Annotated in this window: 17 protein-coding genes and 1 CRISPR repeat array; of the genes, 3 read left to right on the top strand and 14 right to left on the bottom strand. The window is 68.0% G+C overall.

Annotated elements, in window-relative coordinates:
* Positions 1–6 precede the first annotated feature (6 nt).
* The 7 genes from TFU_RS07310 to TFU_RS07280 all read right to left on the bottom strand — a co-directional run bounded on the left by TFU_RS07310 (position 7) and on the right by TFU_RS07280 (position 8,984).
* A complete protein-coding gene (locus tag TFU_RS07310) occupies positions 7–1,527 on the bottom strand; it encodes a TRAP transporter large permease (RefSeq protein ID WP_011291908.1) in 1,521 nt (506 codons plus the stop codon).
* A 12-nt stretch (positions 1,528–1,539) separates the two neighbouring features.
* A complete protein-coding gene (locus TFU_RS07305) occupies positions 1,540–2,076 on the bottom strand; it encodes a TRAP transporter small permease (RefSeq protein WP_011291907.1) in 537 nt (178 codons plus the stop codon).
* A gap of 87 nt (positions 2,077–2,163) precedes the next feature.
* Positions 2,164–3,459 (bottom strand): TRAP transporter substrate-binding protein DctP, encoded by a 1,296-nt coding sequence (gene dctP, locus TFU_RS07300; RefSeq protein ID WP_011291906.1) that lies wholly within the window; start codon positions 3,457–3,459, stop codon positions 2,164–2,166.
* Positions 3,460–3,740: 281 nt separating this feature from the next.
* Positions 3,741–4,529 (bottom strand): SDR family NAD(P)-dependent oxidoreductase, encoded by a 789-nt coding sequence (locus tag TFU_RS07295; RefSeq protein WP_011291905.1) that lies wholly within the window; start codon positions 4,527–4,529, stop codon positions 3,741–3,743.
* The gene (locus tag TFU_RS07290) at positions 4,523–6,664 is read right to left on the bottom strand and encodes an acetate--CoA ligase family protein (protein WP_227480865.1); all 2,142 of its coding nucleotides are present in this window, start codon (positions 6,662–6,664) and stop codon (positions 4,523–4,525) included. The genes TFU_RS07295 and TFU_RS07290 overlap by 7 nt, the downstream gene beginning before the upstream one ends.
* A 5-nt stretch (positions 6,665–6,669) precedes the next feature.
* The gene (locus TFU_RS07285) at positions 6,670–7,518 is read right to left on the bottom strand and encodes an SDR family oxidoreductase (RefSeq protein ID WP_011291903.1); all 849 of its coding nucleotides are present in this window, start codon (positions 7,516–7,518) and stop codon (positions 6,670–6,672) included.
* A gap of 14 nt (positions 7,519–7,532) precedes the next feature.
* A complete protein-coding gene (locus TFU_RS07280) occupies positions 7,533–8,984 on the bottom strand; it encodes an aldehyde dehydrogenase (RefSeq protein ID WP_016188667.1) in 1,452 nt (483 codons plus the stop codon).
* 154 nt (positions 8,985–9,138) lie between these two features.
* Here TFU_RS07280 and TFU_RS07275 point away from each other — a divergent pair, with 154 nt between their 5' ends.
* A complete protein-coding gene (locus TFU_RS07275; RefSeq protein ID WP_011291901.1) occupies positions 9,139–9,600 on the top strand; it encodes a nuclear transport factor 2 family protein in 462 nt (153 codons plus the stop codon).
* Positions 9,601–9,659: 59 nt separating this feature from the next.
* Here the strand turns inward: TFU_RS07275 and TFU_RS07270 are convergent, their stop codons facing one another.
* Positions 9,660–10,796, bottom strand: coding sequence for an NAD(P)H-dependent flavin oxidoreductase (locus TFU_RS07270; protein ID WP_011291900.1), 1,137 nt, complete (start codon positions 10,794–10,796; stop codon positions 9,660–9,662).
* Positions 10,797–12,947: an acyl-CoA dehydrogenase family protein gene (locus TFU_RS07265; protein ID WP_011291899.1), complete on the bottom strand. Its 2,151-nt coding sequence runs from the start codon at positions 12,945–12,947 to the stop codon at positions 10,797–10,799.
* A 103-nt stretch (positions 12,948–13,050) separates the two neighbouring features.
* Between TFU_RS07265 and TFU_RS07260 the strand changes: the two genes are divergently transcribed.
* Positions 13,051–13,692 (top strand): TetR/AcrR family transcriptional regulator, encoded by a 642-nt coding sequence (locus TFU_RS07260; protein ID WP_011291898.1) that lies wholly within the window; start codon positions 13,051–13,053, stop codon positions 13,690–13,692.
* 71 nt (positions 13,693–13,763) lie between these two features.
* Positions 13,764–14,567 carry an SDR family NAD(P)-dependent oxidoreductase gene (locus TFU_RS07255; protein WP_011291897.1) on the top strand — a complete coding sequence of 268 codons (804 nt, stop codon included), beginning with the start codon at positions 13,764–13,766 and terminating at the stop codon, positions 14,565–14,567.
* Positions 14,568–14,953: 386 nt separating this feature from the next.
* A CRISPR array of direct repeats spans positions 14,954–16,633; the repeat unit is 28 nt; unit sequence GTGAGCCCCACGCACGTGGGGATGGACC.
* Between the two features lie 387 nt (positions 16,634–17,020).
* Here TFU_RS07255 and TFU_RS07250 read toward each other — a convergent pair.
* The 5 genes from TFU_RS07250 to TFU_RS07230 all read right to left on the bottom strand — a co-directional run bounded on the left by TFU_RS07250 (position 17,021) and on the right by TFU_RS07230 (position 24,313).
* Entirely contained in the window at positions 17,021–18,043 is a 1,023-nt protein-coding gene (locus TFU_RS07250) for an acetylxylan esterase (protein ID WP_041427982.1), read from the bottom strand.
* 252 nt (positions 18,044–18,295) lie between these two features.
* Entirely contained in the window at positions 18,296–19,528 is a 1,233-nt protein-coding gene (locus TFU_RS07245; protein ID WP_011291895.1) for a VWA domain-containing protein, read from the bottom strand.
* Between the two features lie 14 nt (positions 19,529–19,542).
* The gene (locus TFU_RS07240; RefSeq protein WP_011291894.1) at positions 19,543–21,750 is read right to left on the bottom strand and encodes a DUF5682 family protein; all 2,208 of its coding nucleotides are present in this window, start codon (positions 21,748–21,750) and stop codon (positions 19,543–19,545) included.
* Complete coding sequence (locus tag TFU_RS07235; RefSeq protein WP_011291893.1) at positions 21,750–22,844, bottom strand: ATP-binding protein; 1,095 nt, start codon at positions 22,842–22,844, stop codon at positions 21,750–21,752. Before TFU_RS07235 ends, TFU_RS07240 begins: the two co-directional genes overlap by 1 nt.
* A complete protein-coding gene (locus TFU_RS07230; protein ID WP_011291892.1) occupies positions 22,841–24,313 on the bottom strand; it encodes a DUF5691 domain-containing protein in 1,473 nt (490 codons plus the stop codon). Before TFU_RS07230 ends, TFU_RS07235 begins: the two co-directional genes overlap by 4 nt.
* Positions 24,314–24,331: the final 18 nt, after the last annotated feature.

Raw genomic sequence — 24,331 nt, 5'->3', positions numbered from 1 at the left:
CTCCTCCTACTTCTGTGCGGCTGCCATGTCGGGGATGAAGGTGGCGATCTCCGGGACGAGGATGAGGATCACCGCGACAGCGATCGCCATGGGCAGGAACCAGCCGACGGAGACGAACACGTCTTTGAGGCTGATCTTGTGCCCCATGTTCACGTCGGGGTCTTTGACCATTCCGTGGATGATGAAGGCGAGGATGCCGACGGGCGGCGTGACCACGGCGAGTTCTCCCATGAACACGGTGAACACGCCGAACCACATCAGGGAGATGTCGAGCGAGTTCAGGGTGGGGATCAGGATCGGAATGGTCAGGACCATGATGGCCATGGGGTCCATGAACATGCCGAGGATCAGGTAGACCACCACCATGACCAGCAGGAACTGCACCCGGCCCAGGCCGAGGCTTTCCACGGCGTCGGCCATGCCGGTGCTGATGCCGGTGAGGGTGAGCAGGCTGGTCAGGGCGGCCGCGGCGATGAGGATGAAGAAGATCGCGCCGACGCTGCTGACGGTGGCCACCGCCGATTCCACCACGGCGGCAAACGGCCGGTTCTTGCGCTTCCACATCAGGGCGACGATGAGCGAGAACAGGGCGGCGGCGGCACCCACTTCGGTGGCGGTGAACACACCGGAGAACATGCCGGCGATGATGAGGACGATCAGCAGCGGCACCGGCCAGATCCGGACGAGGCTGACCAGGCGCTCCTTCCAGGTGGTCTGGTCCTGTGCGACTGCCGCGCCTTTGGTCTTGCCGACCAGTTCCGGCCGCACGACGGCGAAGCCGACGATCATCAGGGTGAACATGACGGCCACGAGCAGGCCGGGGCCGATACCGGCGAGCAGTTGCGGGCCGATGGGCACCTCGGCGATGCCGGCGTAGATCACCAGCATGATGCTGGGCGGGATGAGCTGGCCGGGCAGGCCCGCGACGATGACCGCGCCGATCGCCATCCTGCGGTCGTATCCGGCTTTGAGCATCTCGGGGATGCCCATGCGGGCCAGGGCGTAGGCGGTGCCGACGGAGGAGCCGCTCACCGCGGCCAGGCCGGTTCCGGCGACGTTGGTGCCCACGGCGAGTCCGCCGGGCAGCCAGTTGAGCCAGTGGCGTCCCGCCAGGTAGATGCTGTCGGTCATGCCGGACCGCCACAGCAGCAGCCCCATGAGGACGAACATGGGGACCACGCTGAGGGTCCACTCGGCGACACCGTTGTAGACCAGCTTGCTGAAGGTGCTTTCGATCAGCGGCATCCCCCGCAGGGCGTACAGGCCGAGCAGTGAGGGGATGAGCATGGCCACGGCAACCGGCACCCGCAGGAACAGCAGGGCCAGCATCATGACGCAGGCCATGGCCCCGATGGCTTCGGGGACGAGGGGAAGGAACACGCAGACCGCGGAGCCGCCGAGGACGATCAGCGTCACTGCGGCCACGATCCACGGCCGGCGGCCTTCTTTCACCGTTCCGGTGGATTCCGTGGAGCGTGCCGGGTTGGTGTTGTCGAGGGTCGCGCTGGTTTCGGTTGCGCTCGTCATGGTGGTCTCCAACTACGCGGCAGCGGGCTCAGTACCCGGTTGCTCGTCGTCCTCGTCGGCGTCGGGGTGGCGGATAGCCCGCACGGTGGCCCACGCGAACTGCACGGTCAGGCTGGCGAAGGCGAGGGGGACGAGGAAGTAGACGGGCCAGGAGATGACGTCGCTGACCCCGGCGGTCATCGTGATCTCCCAGGCGTGCACGGCTTCCTGCCAGCCGTACCAGGCGAACCCTGCGGCCAGGAGCGCGCTCGCCGCACAGCCCACCGCGGTGACGTAGGGCTTGGCTGCCCGGGGCAGCATGCGGAAGACCAGGTCTGCCGCGATGTGCTGGCCGCGTAGTTGCGCGGCGACGAACCCGAGTAGGGCGACGATCGGCATGTACCAGTACTGCACGTATTCCAACGTGTTGGGCAGCGGGCTGTTGGCGAAGAAGCGCAGCAGGGCGTTGGCCGTGATGTGGAACATCATCACGAACATCACGACTACGGCGGGGACTTCGATGAGGAGTTCGGCGATGCGGCGGCCCTTGGGCTTCGATGGTGCGCTCATGGCATCTCCGCGGAATGGACAGCGGTGAGGAGGCGAGGGGGTCCGGGGCGGGGTCCGCCCCGGACCGTGCGGGGGTGAGGGGCGTGATCACGACGGGCGGTGTTCGAGGAGGATCTCCTCGAAGACCTTGGCCACGTAGGGGTCGAGGTCGACCGCGTCCTCGGTGTACCACTCGGCGAAGCCGTTGTAGTCGGTCTCGTTGGTGTAGCCGAGCTCGTCTTCGACGATCGTCGACCATTTGGCGGACGCGTCCTTGATCCGCGCGACGAACGCGTCACCGTCCTCGATGGCCGGGGTGGTGCTCAGCTCCTCGAGGAGTTCGGCGTTGACGTCGTTGAGAGCCTTGCGGGCGTCTTCTTCGAAGACTTCGATGGAGCCGCCGGCGTCGGCGACCTGCTTGGAGGCTTCGACGATGTTCGGCCAGATCTTGTCGGAGATGTTGCTGCTGAGGAAGACGTCGAGACGGTCCCACATGAGCTGCTGGGCGACGAGGGGCAGCGAGTCCCAGGTGGCTTGGCTGATGGCCATGGCGCCGGGGGCCAGCGCGAAGCCTGCCTCGGGGTCGACGACGACGTGCGGGGCGGCTTCGATGAATCCGCCGAGGACACCCACGGTGAGGCTGGAGACGCTGCAGTCGACGACGCCGCGCTGCAGGCTCTCGTACAGCTCGGGGTAGGCGACGGAGGCGGCGGATCCGCCGAGGGCTTCGATCTCCTTGGTCTGGGCTTGTCCGCCGGCCGCGGCCTGCATGCCTTTGAGGTCTTTGAGGCTGCGGCGTTCCTTGCTGCAGAACAGCGCGTTGGAGCCGGAGTTGTAGGACGGCAGCAGGAGTTTGATGCCTTTGTCCTCGTACTCCTGCATGACCTCGGGGGTGTTGAAGGCGACTTCGAGCGGCCAGGCGTTGGACTGCAGGGCGCCGACGACGACGCTGTGGTCGGAGAGGAAGCTGGCTTCGATGAGGGCCGCGTTGGCCGGGTATTCCGCTGGTTCGTAGATCGGCAGGACTTGGGCGATGTCGAGGCGGCCGTCGATCAGCGCGTCGTCGGCTTCAGCGGGGTCGACGATCGCGTTGGCGTAGGCGATGTCGAACTGCAGTTTGCCGCCGGACCATTCGGTGAGGGCTTCGAAGTAGGCTTCGACGTTCGCCCCGGTCACCGAGCCTTTGGGGGCGGGGCTCTGGGTGGTCAGGGTGATGGTGTCCAGGTCGGCGAAGGCGGCCTGGTACTCCTCTTTGCTGGCCCCGTATTCGACGCCCTGGCCGGAGCCGCCACCGGCGCTGGTTGCTGTGTCGGCGCAGGCTGTGAGGGTGAGTGCGCCCACCACGCCGAGGGCGAGACAGGATGCCGCAGTGGCGGCACCCTTGTTTCCACGTCGTGTGACCATGAGTGAACTCCGTTGGTTGGATTTGGGGGGTTGTGAGGCAACGGCTCCGCGGTGCCGACGACGCACAACACTCGACAAACGAGTGATCTATATCACCAAGCTAATGATCATCATTAGCCTTGTTTGGGCGTCGGTCAAGAGTTCCTGAGCAGCAATTTTCACTTCAGCCACTCCGCCCACATGTGATTACTTAGAGTGATATATGCTGGTCACAGCAGACTGAAGCGGTCTCCGTGTTCGTGTTTTCGCCACGGAGCACGCCCGCGTCCGACAGCCCTCGCCTACTCTCGAAGCCCGCGCCAGGCAGTTGTCCCCCCGTCCACGGGAAAAATCCCGCCGGTGACGAAGGAAGCATCGTCGGACGCGAGGAAGCACACCACTTTGGCGACCTCGCTGGGCCTGCCGAAACGGGGGATCAAATGCGCGCCGATCATGGAGCGCAGCCGCGCTTCCCGGTCCTCGCTCGCCTCCAGGTGCGCCCGGCTCATCGGAGTCTCAATCGACCCGGGGCAGTAGGCGTTGCAGCGCACCTGCGGTGAGAGCGCAATCGCCATGGAACGGGTGAGCTGGATGACCGCGCCCTTGCTCGACGCGTAGGCCGGGGAACCGTAGCCGGTCATCCCCGCTACCGACGCCGCGTTCACCACAGACGGGCCGCGCTCCGAGGCCCGCAAATGGGGTGCCGCGAACTTGGTGGCCAGCCAGACCGCTTTGACGTTGACGGCATAAACCCGGTCCCATGCCTCCTCCGGCAGCTCCTCCACCGTGGGGGTGTCGGTGAAAGCCGAGTCCAGCACGCCAGCGTTGTTGACGAGTGTGTCCAGCCCGCCTCCCGCAGCCACAGCCTCCTCCACCATGCGCCGCACCTGAGCGGAATCCGCCAGGTCAACGGCGACCGCGTGAGCGCGCGCCCCGACCCCTGCAACCATTTCCGCGGTCTCAGCGGCCGCGGCCGGGTTGAGGTCCGCAACAGTCACCCAGGCCGCGCCCTGCCGGGCCGCTTCCACCGCGATCTCCCGCCCGATCCCGCCGCCAGCCCCGGTGACGAGGACTCTTTTGTCGGTCAGCATGCACGACTCTCCTTTCCCACGGCCGCGGGGGCGGCATCGCGCCAGGTGATGAGCGCGTCCAAGGCTTCGATGCGGTCCCCGGCAACACGCAGCGGATTGATCTCCAGGGATTCCAGGCGCGGCCCGAGCTCCTCGGCGAGCCGGCCGACCGCGCTGACCGTCGCAGACAGTGCGGCAAGATCAGCTGCCTGCTGGCCCCGCACCCCGTGCATCAGGGCGGCGCCGCGCAGACTCTCCACCAAGGCGCGGATCCGGTCCGGGGAGACCGGCAGCGGAGTGAGGGCGACATCGTCGAGGACCTCGACGAACACCCCGCCCAAACCGACAGCCAGCACCAGCCCCCACTGGGGGTCCCGCGTTACGCCCACCAGCAGTTCCAGTCCCGTATCCCGCATCGGGGAGACCAGAACCCCGTCAAGCCGGGCATGCGGGGCTTTCGCCGTGCACTCCGCCAGCAGGCTGTCGTAGCTAGCGGCTGCCGCCGCAGCGTCCACATTCAGCCGTACCCCGCCCACGTCGCTCTTGTGCGGCAGGTCCGCGGAGACGATCTTCATCGCTACCCGGCCCCCGAAGGCGCGGGCTGCCGCCTCGGCCTCCTCCGCCGAGTGGACGTGGCGGGCGGGCACCACGGGAACGCCGGCCTCCTCCAGCAGGGCGCGGACCGCAACCTCCGACAGCGGGACAGGATCCATGTCACGGATGCGCCGTGGCGGCGGCACCACCTCACGGAGGATCTGTTCGCGGTCCTGCGACCAGCGCGCCAGGTGCGCCAGGGCCGTAATGCCCAAGTGCAGGCCGGGGACAACGTGCGCCACCCCGCCCTCGTCGAGGACAGCCCGGGCCTGGGCGCCGATCGGCTGCGTCACCTGGGTGAGGTAGAGGACGGGGGCGGCGGAGCGTGCTGCGCCCGCACCGATCGCGTTCACATACTTCTGCCCGTAGAACGGTTCACTGCTGTCCCGCCAGGGCAGGCTGTTGACCGCGACCACGACCCCCACATTGGGGTCGTTGCCGACCGCGGCGACCGCTTCCTCCCACAAGGACGGGTCAAGGATGGCGGCGCCCGTGATGTCCAGCGGGTTGTGCACGCTCCCGTAGGAGGGCATCACCGTGCGCAGCCGCTCCGTCGTCTCCGCCGTGAACTCGGGGAGGGCTGCTCCAGCGGCCTGGGCGAGGTCCGCGAGAATGTCGCAGGCCCCGCCGGAGATGGAGACCACGCCCACCCCCGGCCGGGCCAAGGGCCCGGTGTGCGCTGCCACCCCGGCGGTGACCAGCATCGACTCGATCGTGTCGACCCGGATGACCCCGTGGCGGGCGAACACGGCGTCGACGACCCGGTCGTCGCCGACCAGCGCCCCGGTGTGTGAGGCAGCGGTCCGCGCAGCCAGTTCACTGCGGCCCGCTTTAAGGACGACCACGGCTTTGCCCGCTTCCGCGGCACGGCGGGCCGCCGCGGCGAACACCTCGGGTTCACGGATCCCTTCCATGAACACCGCGATGGCCCGAGTGTGCTCGTCGTCGACGAGGTAGTCGATCAGATGCCCGACAGTGATCATCGCTTCGTTGCCGACGGTGATCACATAGGACAGTTCCACCCCGGCCAGCGCCGCGAAGTCTTTCATTGCACCGCAGCTCGCGCCGCTCTGCGAAATAAGGGCAACCCCGCCGGGTGTCGTGGGCGGGTCGGCGAGCACCATGGCGGGCACGCCCGCCGCCACGTTGGTGAACCCCAGCACGTTAGGGCCGAGCAGCAGCAGGTCGAGCTCGGCGGCAAGCTCCACCAGTTCACGCTGGCGGCGCCGCCCTTCTTCGCCTGCCTCGGCATAGCCGGAGCTGAGCACGAGCGCGCTGCGCACCCCGGCCGCGGCGGCGTCGCGCAGGGCGTCGCCGACCGCGGGCGCGGGCACCATGACGAAAGCCAGGTCGACGGGGCACCCGATGTCACGGCAGCTCGCATACGCGCGCCGCCCATGAACCTGGTCCGACCGGCGGTTGACCAGGTAGGTCACCTCGCCGTGGCCGGCCGCGACCAGGTTGCGGTACAGCAGCGCGGAGAAGGTCGACTTGTCGCTCGCGCCGATGAGCGCAAACGAACGGGGGTGGAAGAACTCCCGCAACCGCTGGGGGGTCACCACGGCGGTCACTCCTCCCCTCCGATGCGCCGCCCGGCCTCCAGCAGGGCCACGGGCTTTGCGTAGCGTCCCGACGTGTAGGGCGAAGGCCAGCTCGCCCCGGTCAGCCCCGCATCCACCGGCAGGACCGCGCCGGTGACGAACGCGGCGTCGTCGCTGGCCAGGTAGAGGATTCCGGCGGCCACGTCCGCGGGTTGGATGGGGCGCCCCAGGAGCGCGGTGCGGCCCAGCACTTCCTGGGCTCCGGCGAGGTTGTGCGCATCGTCGACGACGATGCCCGCGGTCATGGGGGACACCACCGAGCCGGGGATGATCGTGTTGACCCGGATCCCGTGCTGGCGTAGTTCCGCGGCTACCGAGTTCGACAGGCCGATGATGCCGACTTTGACCGCGCTGTAGATGTGCGGTCCGATCCCGCCGAGCACTCCAGCCGGGCTGGACGTGGAGATGATGACACCGCTGCGCCGGGGTTTCATGACGCGGGCGGCGTGCTTCATCCCGCAGATGACGCCGCGCAAGTTGACTGCGATGGTGAGGTCGGCGTCGGACATGCGGGTGGCGTCGATTGGGCCGAGCGCACCCATGATCCCGGCGTTGTTGACCATGATGTCGAGCTGCCCGAAGCGGTCCACTGCGGTGTCGACGAGCGCAGCCACGTCCGCTTCCTCGCTGACGTCGGTCCGGACGAACACTGCGCGGTCGCCCAGTTCGTCGGCCAGGCGCCGGCCCGCTTCCGCTTGGATGTCGGCGATGACCACGCTCGCCCCTTCGGTGTGGAAGCGCCGCACGGTGGCTTCCCCGATCCCGCTGGCTCCGCCGGTGATCGCCGCGACACGTCCTCGCAGGCGTTGGGTCATGGTGTCCTCCGAGGTCAGGAGCCGACAGCGATGGACATGGTTTCCAGGTAGGCGTGGAAACCTTCGGGGCCCATCTCCCGGCCGATGCCGGACTGTTTGAAACCGCCGAAAGGCGAGTTGGCGGCCTGGGGCCGACCGTTGATGCTGACCATGCCGGTGCGCATCCGCCGGGCGATCGCCAGCGCGCGTTCCTCGTCGCTGCTCCACACCGATCCGGACAGGCCGTAGACCGAGTCGTTGGCGATAGCGACCGCCTCGTCGTCCCCGTCGTATTCGATGACGGCGAGCACGGGCCCGAAGATCTCCTCTTGGGCGACGCGCATCGAGTTGTGCACTTCGGCGAGCAGGGTGGGGGCGACGAACCAGCCGCCCGCCAGCTCAGAAGGCAGGGAGGGCCGCTCGCCGCCGACAACGACCCGGGCGCCTTCCTGGCGTCCGGTGGCGATGTAGCCTTCGACGCGCTCCTGCTGGCGTCTGCTCACCATGGGGCCGATCTGCGTGGCCGGGTCGATCGGGTCGCCGACCCGCTGCGCAGCCACGGCTTGGGCGAACGCGTCAATGAACTCGTCTTTGCGGGAGCGGGGGACCAGCAGCCGGGTCTGGGCGATGCAGGCCTGGCCGTTGACCATGAACGCCATCGGCAGGAGCGCGGGGACGACCGTGTCGACGTCCGCGTCGTCGAGGATGATCGCAGCGGATTTGCCGCCGAGTTCCAGGGTGACGCGGGCGATCCGTTCAGCGCAGGCGGCCATGATCTTCTTGCCCGCGGCGGAGCTTCCGGTGAAGGCGACCTTGTCGACGTCGGGGTGGCTGACAAGGTAGGCGCCTTCCTCCCGGTCGGCGGGGACGATGTTGAGGACCCCGTCGGGCAGCCCGGCCTGGCTCAGCGCGTCAGCGAGGTTGTAGGCGGTGAGCGGGGTTTCCGGCGGCGGTTTGAGGATGACCGAGCAGCCTGCGGCGAGCGCGGGGGCGACTTTGAGGGACGGGGTGCTCAACGGCCCGTTCCAGGGAGTGATGGCGGCAACGACCCCGACGGGGACCTGGGTGACGAGGCTGGTGTTGGTGCCGTCGCTGCGGCGCTCGTCGTAGGCGAAGTCTTTGGCGAGGGTGCCGTAGTAGCGCAGGTGGCGGATGGGGTTGGGGACGTGGGCGCGCTCACTGAACCAGATGGGGCAGCCCAGTTCCGAGGTGATGAGCTTGGCGAGCTCCGGGGCGCGTTCCTCGAGCAGGTCGGCGGCACGGTGCAGGACAGCGGCACGCTCCTCAGGCGGAGTGTTGGCCCATACCCCGGAGTTGAAACTAGCGCGGGCTGAGGCGACCGCAGCGTCGATGTCGGCAGTCGAAGCCAGGACCGTGCTGCCGACGTAGGCCCCGGTTGCCGGGTTGTGCACGTCGACTTTCCGGCCGCCTTTGCTGTCAACCCAGCGTCCGCCGATGAAGAGCTGGGGACGCTCCGTGAGTGACACCTGTTCCTCCCCTCTCCTCACCCGAAGGTGACTCCCCACACAAACAATAGTAATGATAATTATGATATTAATCACATTAATGAGGGTGGGTCAAGGGCTTCCGCTGCCCAACCGCCCCAGGAAACCGCCCGTCCGCGCACCCAAAGGAGAGACTGTGACCGCCGCAGACCCCACCCTGCACACCCTGGTAGAACGCCTCCGCCGCCTCGAAGAGATGGAAATCGCCCGCAACCACCTGCACCGCTACGCAGCCACCCTGGACAACCCCACCCCCGAAGCGGTCGCCGCCCTGTTCACCGACGACGGCATCCTCCGCACCGGGCGCGGCACCGCCGTAGGCCGCACCAGCATCGCCGACTTCTACCGCCGACTCCTGGAACGCGACCCCTCGGAGAAACGGCACTTCATCACCTCGCCCCACACCACGTGGCTGGCCCCAGGCCTGGTCGAGATCGCCTCCTACTTCCTCTTCACCGGTCGCGGCACCAACCGTTCGGTCCTCGGCTGGGGCACCTACCTCGACCGCATCCGCATCGTCGACGGCACCCCGCTGATCGCCGAGAAAACCATCGAGCTGCACGTCGGCACCGACCTGCACACCGGCTGGCCCGCCTGAGCCCGCGCCACCTGGCCGAACCCACCCCGCCAGGCGGCTCTGCTCCATCCAGCCCACGGTCATGCCGCACCCCCGTGAATCACCCGCTGCAGGCCAGTGATGCACTCGGCACACTCCGCCGCCATGTCAGCGACAATCTGCGCTGCAGGACGCAACTCCCCGAACGACCCCACCACCTGGCCAACAAAAAACGACCCCAACGCGTGCGCGCCCGCCACCCCCTGCTCCGCCGCCGCATCAATGCGCTGCCACGCGTCCTTGGCCAGCATCATCTGCAACGGCATCCCCAACGGTTCCGGAGCATCCGGACGCTCCCACTCGTCATGCCAGGCACTCCGCAACTGCCGCGCCGGCTTACCGGTCCGCGTCCGCGACCGCACAGTGTCCGTGCTTTCCGCAGCCTGGAACTTCCGCTTGATGTAGTCGGGGGTAATGTCCTCCACACTGTTGAGCCACACCGACCCGCACCACACACCCGCCGCACCCAGCGCAAGAGCAGCGGCCATTTGCCGTCCGGAAGCGATCCCACCCGCCGCCAGCACCGGGGTAGCTCCCGCCAACTCCACGATCTCCGGGGTGAGCACCATGGTCGCCACCGTGCCGGTGTGTCCCCCCGCCTCCGTGCCCTGAGCGACCAGGAGATCCACCCCCGCATCCAACTGGCGGGCCGCATGCCGCGCATTCCCCACCAGCGCGGCCACCACCACCCCTTCCCGCTTGCCCCGCTCCACCAGGAACGGCGGTGCAGGGCCCAGCGCATTCGCGATCAGCGCAATATCGTGGGAGAACGCCACATCCACGAGGGCCTCCACCCCCTCAGGCGCAACCCCCACCACCTGGTCGTCAGCTGCACCATGTCCCCGGGCCAGATCCCCCGGTTCCACCCCGTACTTCTCCAGCAGTGAGCGGACGAACTCGATGTGCTCGGCAGGGATCTGCGCGCGCAGCCTCGCCACCAGTTCCCGCCGGTCCCCCACTGTCGATGCGGGCACCAGCACATCCACCCCGTAAGGGCGCCCCCGCACCTGCTCCTCAATCCACGTGAGCTGGACGTCCAACTCCTCCGGCCCGTATGCGGTGGCGGCCAGCACCCCAAGCCCGCCGGCCTTCGACACTTCCGCGACCACCGCCGGAGACCGACTGAACCCGACGAGGGGCACGTCGATACCGAACAATTCCGTCAACGCCGTCCGCATCTACCGCCCCTTCGCCCGCACCGCACGCTCTTCCCGCGGCAGCCCCAGGCCGCGCGCGATGATCGCACGCTGGATGTCGTTGGTACCGCCACCGATCACGAACATCGGCGACGTGCGCAAAGCCCGTTCGAACACTCCGTGGCCGGGAACCCCGGGCACTTCTGCTCCCAAAGCAGCCTCCGGCCCCAGCAGCTCCAGCACGCCTTGACCGAAATCCTCGGCAAGCTCCCCGCCCAACACCCCCGCCATGGGGGCAGCCAGATCCGACGCCTTGCCTTCCGCCATCGCCCGGGTCGCTTCCAACACCAAGGCCCGGGTCGCCTGCAGCCGGGCCGCCAACCCTTCCAACCGGTCCCGGGCTGCCGAATCCTCAGCACCGAGCAGCCGCTGCGGATCAGCACGCAGATAACCCAACAGGTCGTCGAGCTGCCGGAGCAGCGTGGCCGCAACCCCGCCCATGACGACCCGCTCGGCGGCCAACGCGTCCGTGATCACCCGCCACCCGCCGTTGACCTCGCCCACGCGCATACTGTCCGGCACCCGCACGTTGTCGTAGAAAACCGTGCAGGACACCTCGCCGGACAGCGCGGTGTGCTGCTGGACCGTGATCCCCGGCGTGTCCATCGGCACCAGGAAAATCGTGATGCCCGCGTGGCGCGGCACCGCATCCGGGTCGGTCCGCACCGCCAACCACACGTGGCTGGCCGTGTGCGCCCGGGTCGTCCACACCTTCTGACCGTTGATCACCCAGTGGTCGCCGTCCCGCACTGCCCGCGTCCGCAGCGACGCCAGATCCGACCCGGCCTCCGGTTCGCTGTAGCCCAAGCAGAAACGCAGCTCACCGCGCCGGATCAACGGCAAGAACTCGGCCTGCTGCTGCGGGGTGCCGTGCCGCAGGATCGAATGTCCGAGCAGCATGGTGGCGCTCATCGCCCGGTCCACCGGGCCGCACGCATACTTCATCTCCTCATTCAGCACGGCCCGCTCGGCAACCCCAGCCCGCCGACCACCCAGCTCCTCAGGCCAGCCGAGACTGAACAGTCCGCGTTCCGCCATGGCTGCGCGCAGACCTTCCCGGTCGTACTCCTCCCGGCCGTGCTCGTCCACCGTGCGGTGCTCGGCAAGCAGCGCACGCACCTCGGCGCGGAACCGCTCCGCAGCCTCCCCCAAGTGGAAGGACGGCAGGGAACGGCCCCGCTCCACCAGGGCACGGCTGACCCGCAGCGCGTACCGGGACACCGCGCGCAACCGGACCACATCGGCGTGCACGCGACGGAACAGCCAAGCCGCCTCGTGCTCCTCGAAAAAACCGACCGCGCCCAGGGTGTGCTGCGCTCCGAACATGATCGACGTAACCACATCGCTGATGTGGCGCACCGCCAGTGCCGCGGCCAGCGTCCACTCCCCGCTGCCCGCCAGGCCGTGGCCGACCGCGTCAGCCACCAGCGCGTTCGAGGCGGCCACGTCGATGTGGCAGGCAGCGGTCCGCTGCTGCACCGCCCCAAAACCGCCGATGACCCTGCCGAACTGCTCCCGCGTGGTGGCGTGGGCGACCGCGAGTTCGTGGCTGCGCTCCGCCGCGGCAAGCGCGCGCACCGCCAGTCCCAGCGTCCACACCGCAAGCGCGTCCTCGACCACCGCAGGCTCAACCCGCATCTCTGCTTCCGGTGCGGCGACCGTCACCCGTGACCAGGACGGCACGGCCAGCCCAGGTGTGGGCTCGACCTGAGCGATCGGGGCGAGCCGCACCCGGCCCGTTGCGGGGTGCAGCAGCAGAACGTGGGTGGCCCACGGCGCGGCCTCGCAGTGGTGGACCGTGTCCGTATCCACCGTGCCGGTGACCGCCACGACCGGTCGCACCTGCCCGGAAGCAATCCGCCGACTAACGTCGGCGCCGAGCAGCAGCCCGGCCACGTAGCCGTCAACGAGCGGCAGCGGGCAGGCGCGGACGCCAAGCGCGCGCACCGCGGCGATGAGGAAGTCCAGAGCCCGCTCAGAGGCGAGTTCGAACCAGCCGTGCTCGACGGCGGCCTGCCACACCCCGGCGAGGTCGCCGTGGGGAGCCGCGGTGGCATTCCCCCACCGGGCGTCGAGAACAGCAGCAACAGTGTGGCCGAAGTCCTCGGCCTCAGCGCGGATTCCGGTAGCCACGTCCCCTCTTTACTGAACGGTTGCCGTACATTAACCCTGATAATGAACGGCACCTGTTCAGTAAGTCAACCCCTGCGACCCGAGATATGCGAGTCTGGAACCCATGAACCTGCCCGCACCCAAAGACCGCGGCGGCCGTCCCCGCGACCCGGACGTCGACCGGCGCATCATCGAAGCCGCCCTGCAGGTGTTCGGCCTCTCCGGCTGGTCCGGCTTCAGCATGGAAGCCGTGGCACGCACCGCCGGAGTCGGCAAAGCCTCCCTCTACCTGCGCTGGAGCAGCAAAGCCGACCTCCTCACCGAAGCCGTCGCCAGCAGATTCGCCCCCATCGCTGAAATCGACAACGGCGACGTCCGCGCCGACCTCGTAGAGTTCGCCGACCTCCTCCTCGACCTGTTCTGCGGCCCCCACGGACTAGCTGCCCGGCGCATGGCCGTCGAATCGCACATCATCCCGGACATCACCGAACGCTGGAACCGGGTCCGCGAATCGCAGATCCGCGCCTCCCGAGCCATCGTCAAACGGGCCGTTGCCCGCGGAGAACTCAGCCCGCACACCCCCATAGGGGTGCTGCTCGACGCCCTCCACGGCGCAATCGTCAACCACTCGATCGCCGCCCCGGAGCACATCCGCTCCCAAACCGACGCGCGGCGCCGCTATGCCCGACAGCTCGTCGACTTCCTCCTCTCCTCCCTGCAGGAGTACACCGCGGAACGCGGCGTTGAGGAATCCGCCCGGCTATAGACACCACACCGATTTGCTGATAATCAAATGAACTGTTTTTGGTGTGTTGTCGGCGTTTTCAGGAGGCACCCATGGCCATTTCAGGCCGTTTGACGGACAAGATCGCACTCATCACCGGAGCCGGATCGGGATTCGGACGCGCCAGCGCCCTGCGTTTCGCAGCTGAAGGAGCCTCCGTGGTCTGCGTCGACCGCAACGCCGACGCTGCCCACAGCGCCGCTGACGACATCGCCGCCGCAGGCGGCACCGCCCTCGCACTCACCGCCGACGTGTCCTCCGCTGCCGACGCGGAACGAATGACTACCACCACGCTGGAACACTTCGGCCGCATCGACATCGTCTTCGCCAACGCGGGCATCCCCGGCTCCGGCGACGCCCACACCACCACCGAAGAAGAATGGGACCGGGTCATCGCCATCAACCTCAAAGGCGTCTGGCTGACCTCCAAATACGCGCTGCCGCACATGGTCGAACGCCGCAGCGGGGTCATCACCAACCAGGCCAGCGTCGGCGGGCTCATCGGCATCCCCGGCATCTTCCCCTACGCCGCAGCCAAAGGCGGCGTGATCTCCATGACCCGGCAAATGGCCGCCGCCTACGCACCCCACAACATCCGGGTCAATGCGATCTGCCCGGGCGGGGTCTACACCCCGCTGGTGGAACTGTCCCGTCAAAAGCGCGGCCTGACCGCCAGCAGCGTCGAGGAAGCCAACGCTATCGCCGCACGCAACTACCCCCTGGGCCGTCTCGGCACAGTGGAGGAGATCGCCTCCCTCGCCCTCTTCCTCGCCAGCGACGAAGCCGCCTGGATCACCGGGGGCATCTACCCCGTTGACGGCGGACGCGGCGCGGTAGGGACCATTCCCACCGACTGACCCTCGTGGCAGCCGCCCCAACTGCTTCCCCATCGTCAATCCGAAGGCGGCTGTTGAGGACGGTATCGATCCGCTATTCAGCGCGCAGCGGACTAACGGGTGCGGCAGGCCCTGCCGGTCGTTGCCGCGCGCTACCAACGCACTAAGGGAAGCGCGGGATGCTCCTCCGCCGCTTCCCGCCACTGATATTCAACGGCTTGAAGATAGCCCGTGAATCCCCACCCCAGCCAACGGACAACAGCCATTCTTAAATACACACAAAAAGGACAAATCAGTCGTGAGAGAGCGCATCCACTGAAAACGATCTAGAGTGATCTGTATGATGAAGCCGCCTGCAAGATTAATAACGAGGAGATAACGCTCCACAAAATTGCAGGTCAGCTTCTGTGAGCCCCACGCACGTGGGGATGGACCGACTCAGCCGCGGTCGCCAGGACCTCGTTCTCGTGTGAGCCCCACGCACGTGGGGATGGACCTTCCCGGATCACTTCGGCGCTTTCCTTGGAAAGGTGAGCCCCACGCACGTGGGGATGGACCGCTTCCCGGTGGAGCTGAGCGGAGACAAACCGGGTGAGCCCCACGCACGTGGGGATGGACCGCGCTACGGCGCGTCGCGACATGCGGTGCGCACGTGAGCCCCACGCACGTGGGGATGGACCGTCCTAGTAAATAGTTTGAGACGACTGAGACGAGTGAGCCCCACGCACGTGGGGATGGACCTCCGGAACCGGCGCACGTAGCCGGCCCAAACCGGTGAGCCCCACGCACGTGGGGATGGACCTCTACGAGGTCCGACGATACGCCCCGAAGGCGTGTGAGCCCCACGCACGTGGGGATGGACCGAACCGGCCAGAACCCGGCCTGTTGGATCAGGTGTGAGCCCCACGCACGTGGGGATGGACCTCTGCCGGCAGCCTGCTCCCACAGCCGCAGCACCGTGAGCCCCACGCACGTGGGGATGGACCTCGGCATCCACATCGGCCTGCCGCCACCGGTGTGTGAGCCCCACGCACGTGGGGATGGACCGATCTCCCAGGGACCGGCGGTCTTCCAGCCGTGGTGAGCCCCACGCACGTGGGGATGGACCGCCGTCGCTCTCCGACTGGAGAGTGTAACCGCCGTGAGCCCCACGCACGTGGGGATGGACCGAGTGCCTTTTCCGCAATGGTTTGCGGGGCAGGGTGAGCCCCACGCACGTGGGGATGGACCGACCCGAACATTGTGCTGACGGTGGCCACTCCGGTGAGCCCCACGCACGTGGGGATGGACCGCCAGTCGAGGAAGCGCCTCCCAGGGTGACAGTGTGAGCCCCACGCACGTGGGGATGGACCGGAGGCCCGCCTACTGGGCATGCCGGATGCGATGTGAGCCCCACGCACGTGGGGATGGACCGGGCAGTGGGTTCGTCGGCACCGACCGGGGGATCGTGAGCCCCACGCACGTGGGGATGGACCGCAGCGCTGTGATAAGGGGCTGACCCGGCTGATGTGAGCCCCACGCACGTGGGGATGGACCGCTCTGAAATCGACGGAGAAAGAAGGCGGTCTCGTGAGCCCCACGCACGTGGGGATGGACCGCCCATGCGCATCGTCAACCTCACGCCGCACACCGTGAGCCCCACGCACGTGGGGATGGACCGAATCGTGGTGGGCCGTTGGGTGAGGTAAGTTTGTGAGCCCCACGCACGTGGGGATGGACCTCCGTGTGGAATGCCGTGGCCGCGTTCTTCACGGTGAGCCCCACGCACGTGGGGATGGACCGCGTTCAGCGAGAACCAGGAGGCTCCACCGCGTGTGAGCCCCACGCACGTGGGGATGGACCGCGCCGCCAGTAGTCCCGCACCGTGTGCACCGTGTGAGCCCCACGCACGTGGGGATGGACCTCCACGTGGCCGTAGTGGTATACCGGGCGGCATGTGAGCCCCACGCACGTGGGGATGGACCGGCGGTGAACGGTTTCACTATCTATGCCGCCCGGTGAGCCCCACGCACGTGGGGATGGACCGTCATAGTCCTCGTGCAGCCACACCATCTCGATGTGAGCCCCACGCACGTGGGGATGGACCGTCAGTGAACTGTGTCATAGAGACGACCGGGCCGCTGTCCCCTAGCCGGAACTATTGGCGCTCTGCACTAAGACGACAGTGCATAGCGGAGCACACACGAATCGCCGGCATAGTTCGGGAACGCTGTCCACTCTTCCCGTAGGTAATGCCGTTCCCGGAATCCGCGCTACGAGAAGAGCGGTCTTTGCTTCTTCGCGCCCCAGACCGACTTTGCGAAGTGATTCCTGGTCTTGTCAGCTCACCCCAGTATTCCTGCCTCGATCCTTGAGCTGCGTCACACCCACTTTTCGTGGAGGGCGTAGAGGCGACTACCTCTCAGGCAGCTTTCGGACCTTTCGGCTCCTGCGGTTTCTCCCCCGCTGCCAGGAGCAGACAGGCCTGGACGCGTTCACCCCGTGGCTGCTTGGTCATGGATGGTGACGGTGTTGTGGGCTGCTACTGGTCTGCCGTCGAGCAACGGAGCAAGGAAAGCCATCGAAGCGCGCAGGTCCTCTACCCCGCCTCCCTCATGGGCGTTGTAGGGCCACACGAGCAGGTCTTTCGGCCCCGCGTAGGCGTTGTAAGCGGCGAACACTGTTGACGGGGGACAGACCGGGTCCATGAGTCCGACGGTGAGCAGTGCAGGAGCGGTAGCACGAGCCGCGAAGTGGACGCCGTCGATATAGGACAAGGTCCGCAGGACGGCGGGTGCTTTAGTGCGGTGGATGGAGAGGTATTTGGTGATCTCCGCGTAGGGGTGGGCGTCGGTGATAGTGATGGCTCGGTCGATGTGGCAGAGGAACGGCACACAAGAGACCACCCCGGCGAGGCCATCGACGAGTCCGGCGGCAGCGAGCGCCAGCCCGCCGCCTTGGGATCCGCCGACCACCGCCACCCGTTCCGGATCTGCGATGTCGAGGGCCCGTGCGGCTTCTACCGCCCGGACTGCGTCGACGATGACTCGCCGATAGTAGTAGGTGGCGGGGTCTTCGATGCCGCGGGTCATGAAACCGGGATGGGATGGGGCGCTGCCTACCGGGTCAGGGGTGGCCCCGGCACGGCTGCCTGCCGCGCCTTGGCCGCGGGCGTCCATGCTCAGGTGTGCGAACCCGGCACTAGCCCATTCCAGGGATTCCACGACGTCGCCGCGGCCGTTGCCGTAGCCGGGGAATTCAACGACGACCGGCAGCGGACCGGTGGCGTCCTTGGGGGTTTTCAGCCAGGCCCGGATCGGGTGCCCGTCGTAGCCGTGGAAGACGACGTCGTAGGTGTCGAGGGTGCGGATCGGCGTGTCTACCGCAGTGACCTGCAGGCCGAGAGGATGTGTGCGGGCCTCAGCGAGCGACTGTTCCCAAAACTCGGCGAAGTCTGCGGGGGCCTCGCGTTCTGCCCGGTACTCCCGGAGTCGGTCCAGGGGGAGGTCGACGTACATGCCGGTCCTTTCAACCGTTGAGGGCCGCACCGAAACGCCAGCAGGAACACCCGGAGTGGAGTGGGGGTTGGGTGGTGCCCCGCGGCGCACGCGCACCATTATCCGGTTCCCGGCGTAGGGCGTAGTTGCGTCACCGGCCGCTCCCCTACTGTGTCGGCTGGCCGGGTGCACCACCGTGGTTTGACGCCCGCAGCGGTCTGAGTGTGGCCGCATGCCACGGCCACACTCGACGAACATTCTGCGGGGAACGGGCTAGGAGGCGTCGTAGATGTTCTGTTCGACCCAGGCGGTGAGCGACTGGCCTTGGATGGCCGCAGCCATGAGGTCGGGGAACTTGTCGGGGGTGCAGGCGAAGGCAGGCACGCCGAGGGCGGCGAGGGCGGCGGCGTTGTCGTGGTGGTAGGCGGGTGCCCCGTCGTCGGAGAGGGCGAGCAGCACGATGACTTGGACTCCGGCCGCGGTCATTTCTGCGACCCGGCGCAGCATTTCTTCGCGGATTCCCCCTTCGTACAGGTCACTGATGAGCACGAAGATCGAATTGGCGGGGCGGGTGATGAGCCCTTGGCAGTAGGCGATGGCCCGGTTGATGTCGGTGCCGCCGCCGAGTTGGGTGCCGAACAGCACGTCGACGGGGTCGCTCAACTGGTCGGTGAGGTCAACGACAGCGGTGTCGAACACTACGAGGGAGGTGCGCAGGGTTCGGAGTGATGCCAGCACTGCGCTGAACACGCTGGCGTACACCACGGAAGAGGCCATGGAGCCGCTCTGGTCGACGGCGAGGATGACGTCGCGTTGCACGCCGCGGCTGCGGCGAGCGTAGCCGACAAGGGTCTGCGGGACGATGGTGCGGTGTTCCGGCAGGTAGTGCTGGAGATTGCGGCGGATGGTGCGGTCCCAGTCGATGTCGGAGACTCGGCGGGGGCGGGTGGTGCGGGCGGAGCGGTCCAAGGCGCCTTGCACGGTGGAACGGGTGTGGTGGGCGAGTTTCCGTTCCAGGTCGTTGACGACGCGACGCACGACGGTGCGCGCTGTTTCGCGGGCGCTTTCCGGCATGACGTCTTTGAGGGCCAGCAGGGTGCCCACCAGGTGGACGTCGGGTTCGACGGCGTCCATCATTTCCGGTTCGAGCAGCAGGGTGGTGAGGTTGAGCCGGGTGAGCGCGTCGTGTTGGATGACCCGGACCACGCTGCTGGGGAAATAGGTGCGGATGTCGCCGAGCCAGCGGGCCACGGTGGGTGCGGAGGAGTCGAGGCTTGCGCTGCGTTTCCCTGGGCCGCGGAGGCGTCCCCCGGTGTCGGAGTAGTTGTAGAGGGCGGCGAGGGCCGCGTCGATTCGGGCGTCGTCGCGGTTGAGCACGGTGCCTGTGGCGGGGGTTGTGGCTCCGGTTGCTGCGGCGCAGGCGTTTTCGGCGGCTTCGCCGAGGACGAGCCGCCAGCGGCGGGCTCGTTCGGGCAGGAGTGGGGTGGGTTCAGAACGGTTGGTCATGGGTCTTCCGGGTGTCAGGGGTGGGTGGGGAGGCCGAGGAGGGTGGCGACGGTGGCCACTGCGGGGGCGGCCTGCTGGGTGTCGACGGGCTGGTCGGGGGTGTGGCCGTCGAGGCTGCCGTGGATGACGTGCTGGGCGATAGCGCGGCGTTCCGCGGGTTGGAAGCTGCCGAAGGTACGGCGCAGCAGGGGGAGCACGGTGATGAAGGCGGACTCGTTGAGGCTGGTCAGCCATCGGTCGATCAGGGTGAGCAGGGCGGTGTCGTGGACGAGCAGGAGGCCGTTGTTGGCGACGAAGCCTTCGATCCATGCGGCGGTGCGGTCCGGCGGGGTTCCGGGTGAGGAGATCTGGCTGAGCCGCTGGTGCAGGGTGTCGGCGGTGAGGCGGCCGCTGTCGTAGAGGATGCGGTGGATGCGTCCGCTGATCCGGCCGGGGATATTCTCGCGGGGCGCTACTGCTTCGAGGGTGTCGAGCCATTCGGTTTCTGCGTCTCCGCCGAGCAGGATTACCGCGGTGTGGGTGGTGTCGATGTCAGTGGTGACCGCTGTGGCGGCGTCGTCGCTGAGGCCGGTAACGGCGAGGGCGAGGCCCGCGCAGATGCGGCTCAGCAGTTCCGTGGCGATGGTGCGGAGTGCCTTGGCGTCGAAGCGGCGCACGTTGCCGTAGCGGGCGGAGCGGGCCAGCGGGGGTAGGGCGCGCATCAGCCGTTGGATGTCGGTGTCTTCGGCGGCCCGCTGGGCGAGTTGGGCGACGGTGCCGGTGACGGCTTCGGGCAGGTCTGCGAGCAGGCTGTCTTCGAGGAGGCTGGTCAGCGTGGGAAGGTCGGCGTGCTGGGCACGGTCGTGGACGCACGCGGTGGCTGCTGCGGTGACCGTGGTGCCCCAGCGGCTCGCTTCGATGACCGCGATGTCGTATTCGGGTTCCCAGCGCAAGGTCCAGGTTTCGCGGAAGGTGCCGCGGGAGCGCACACTGTCGCGGGTGCGGGTGCCCCAGGGGATGCCGAGCAGGTTCAGCCGGTGCAGGAGGGCGCTGCGTTCCCGGTCCCGTTCTTCGCGCAGGTCGAGGACGAGTTCTCGTTCGAGTGCCTCGGGTTTGAGACGCAGCCGTTTTTGGTGGAGTGCCAGGTCTCGTTGCAGGGGGACGGTGGGGGTGGTGGGGGGAACGGTGCCGAGCCGCTCCCCTACCACCATTGCGTCGTGGACGAGCCGGGCCCGCAGTTCGGCGCCTTCGCAGAGCACTGCGGAGGTGGCGTCCGCGATTTCTTCGAGCCCGGGCAGGGGGCGGCCGCGCAGGGCTGCGAGAGCCTCGCACAGCCGCACTGCTTCGATGACGTGGGAGGAGGAGACGGGCTGGTCGTTGTCGCGTAGCTGTCGCGCCGCCTCGGTGAGCCACCGTTCCACGGGCCGGTCGGGGACGGTGAACAGGTGGTGGTACCAGCCGGGGGAGCGGACGCCGGCGCGGTATCCGGTGGCGGCGGCGAGCCGCCCGTGCGTCCAGGGGATCCACGTTGCGGCGACTTTGGTTTTCGCGAGTCCGCGCAGGAGCCGGGTGTCGGCGGTGGCGGGAGGCAGGTCGAGGAGGGCGGGCACGTGCCAGGCGCCGCAGACCACGGCGATCCGCTCGTATCCGGCGCGCAGCGTGGCGCGGAGCACTTTCCTCATGTGGGCTTCGCGTCGGGCTTCGCGTTCGGTTTCGGGGTCCGGGGCGAGTTCGGCGCGGACCGCGACCATGGCTTCAGCGATGGCGGGGAACGGGGAGGGTCCGCCGTCGCGGCGCTGTTCGATGACGTCGTCCCACCAGCGTTCCGCGTCGTCGTAGCCGGCGGCTTCGGCGAGCACGCTGAGCGGGTCGACGCGGACGCGGGACTCTTCGTGGTCGGTGTCGGGTTCGTCCAGGGCGAGGGTGTGGGCGGCAGGCAGGTCGCAGAAGCGGACGGGGATGCCGTGGGCGGCGGCGTAGCGGAGTGCCTGCCATTCCGGGGAGAAGACCGCGAACGGCCAGATCGCGGCGCGGGACGGGGCGGCCTGGTCGTAGGCGAGGAGGGCGACCGGGGGTTCCAGGCCGGGGACGTGCTCGAGAAGCGCATCCGCTTCCGGGGGTCCTTCGATGAGGATCACGTCGGGGCGGAGTCGGCGCAGCTCCGCGCGGACGGCGCGCGCCGACCCGGGCCCGTGGTGGCGGATGCCGAGGAGGTGGACGCGTTCGGTGTCGATCGGGGCCATCAGTGGGTTGCCTCCCGGCAGGCGGTGTAGAAGTCGTGCCAGTCGTCGCGGTCCCGGATCACGGTTTCCAGGTATTCGTGCCAGACCACGCCGTCGGTGGCGGGGTCTTGGATGACGGCGCCGAGGATGCCGGGCACGACGTCAGCGGGGCGCAGCACACCGTCGCCGAAGTGGGCGGCCAGGGCCATGCCGTTGGTGATGATGGAGATGGCTTCGGCGGTGCTTAGTGTGCCGCTGGGGGTTTTGACTTTGGTGTGGCCGTCTTCGGTGACGCCGTTGCGGAGTTCCCGGAAGACGGTGACGACGCGGCGGATTTCGGTGAGGGAGGCGGGGACTTCCGGCAGGTCGAGGTTGCGGCCTAGTTGGGCGACGCGGCGGGTGACGATGTCGACTTCGTCGTCGGCGGTTTGGGGGACGGGGAGGACGAGGGTGTTGAAGCGGCGGCGGAGCGCGCTGGACAGTTCGTTGACGCCGCGGTCGCGGTCGTTGGCGGTGGCGATGATGTTGAAGCCGCGTTTGGCTTGCACTTCGATGCCGAGTTCGGGGACGGGCAGGGTTTTCTCGGACAGGATGGTGATGAGGGCGTCTTGGACGTCGGAGGGGATGCGGGTGAGCTCTTCGACGCGGGCGAGGCGGCCTTCAGCCATGGCGGTCATGACCGGGCTGGGTACGAGGGCTTGCTCGGAGGGGCCTTCGGCGATGAGCCGCGCGTAGTTCCAGCCGTAGCGGATGGCTTCTTCGACGGTGCCCGCGGTGCCTTGGACGAGCAGAGTGGAGTCGCCGGAGATGGCGGCCGCCAAGTGTTCGGACAGCCAGGTTTTGGCGGTGCCGGGCACTCCGATCAGCAGGAGGGCGCGGTCGGTGGCGAGGGTGGCGACGGCGACTTCGACGAGACGGCGGGATCCCACGTATTTGGGGGTGATTTCGGTGCCGTCGTCGAGGGTGGTGCCGAGGATGTACTGGGTGACGGCCCAGGGGGACAGTTTCCAACCGGGCGGGCGGTGGCGGTCGTCGATTGCGGCGAGGGCAGCGAGTTCGTCGGCGTAGGCCTGCTCGGCGTGGGGACGCAGCACTGCGGTGGTGGTGAGAGTCACATCAGCTCCTTACGCATGGTGTAGCGGTATTCGAGAGTGGTGACGAGATGACGGAATTCGCGGCTTCCTTTGCGCTTCTCGGCAAGCGGGGCGAGGCGCTCGTAGAGGCCGGGGTCAAGCTTGTTTTCCGCGCCCGGCGCGATGACACCGAAGTGGTCAGGCGCGTCAGGGGACGTGAATAGCTGTTCGACGAGTATGTCGTTGAGCCGCCCCACCCAGGGGAATTCGAGCCGGTACAGAAGGTTCCAGGTCTGGGTTTCCGGAATGTCGGGGTCGTCGAGCCAGTGGGCGACCCGGTCGCAGCGTTCTTCAGCGGGAAGCTGGTGCAGGAGCGCGTCGAGCTGCTCGAACCAGTTGTTGGAGGCGAAAGTGTGGCGGCCGACGTCGTCGAGGAATGCCCGCACCCAGTCAAGGTCGCGGTAGCGGACGGCAGCGGCGATGAGGGCGTCGCGGACGGTGTCGTCCATCTTCTTGGACACCACGTCTGCGGGACTGCTGCCGAGGCGGCCGATCCACAGGCGCAGCGGAAGGTGGGAGAGCAGGGTGTGGGCGCGTTCCTCCGGTGTTTTCGTGGTGCGCCGGTTCGGGGAGAGCAGGGAGGCGAATTCGGCGTCGACGTCCCCGGGCGGGGTGAGGGTGATGGTTTCCTGCTCTTGGGCACCAGTGGTGCGGAGGAGGTGGGTAGCGTGGTGGGTGAGCCGTTGGCCGTCGTCACTGTCCGGGAGTTGGATCAGGAGGGCTGCGGCGAGGACGCGCACCGGGTGGCTGCGGTCACGGAGGGCAGTGAGGAGCAGGGGTTCGTCGTCGCGGGACAGGCCGTGCTCCCACGCTTTGAGAAGTTCGTAGCGTGTTTCGGCGCGCTCGTTCGCCCAGGTGCGGGCGACCAGGTCTCGGGTGTGCTCCGGGTCGGTGCGGCGCAGCCGCTCTAGTTGGATGCGGCGTTGGGTGGCGGTGCCGGTGGCCCACAGCTCAGGGTCGAAAAAATCGGGGTGGGCTTCTTCGAAGTCCAGGAGGTAGGACCACACGGAGCAGTGGCGGGCCAGCCAGCGGGCGCGGGCGCCGCCGACACGGGTAAGGGCGCGGGCCGCGATGGTGTTTCCTTTCGCGTGGCTGAGCACGTCAGGCAGGTATTCCGGGGGGAGGAGTTTGCCGGTGGCGGCGGCGTAGTGGAGCCATTCGGCGAGGAACACACGCCGTGTGTCGAGGATGGTGTTCAGCCGTTTCAGGGCTGGCCCGTCCAGGTAGGGGGCGGTTTCCTCGGGGGCGGGAGCGGGGGGCGGGGCGGGTGGCGGGGAGGGGCGCTGGCCGGCGCGGCGCTGGATGGCGGCGAGGGCGGCACGCTCCAGCAGGCGGGCGGCGGGGTCGCCGCTGGGTGTTTCCGCGTGGTCCGCGGCGGGTGGGAGCGGGCGCCGGGAGGTGCCGACCAGTGCGGTGGATACGAGGTCGGACCAGGAATCCGCGTATGTCACGTGACGGTTCCTCTTCTG

This window comes from Thermobifida fusca YX, from assembly GCF_000012405.1.
Lineage (GTDB): Bacteria > Actinomycetota > Actinomycetes > Streptosporangiales > Streptosporangiaceae > Thermobifida > Thermobifida fusca.
The sequence above is the reverse complement of the archived record's forward strand: the minus strand, read 5'-3'. Positions and strand labels throughout refer to the sequence as shown.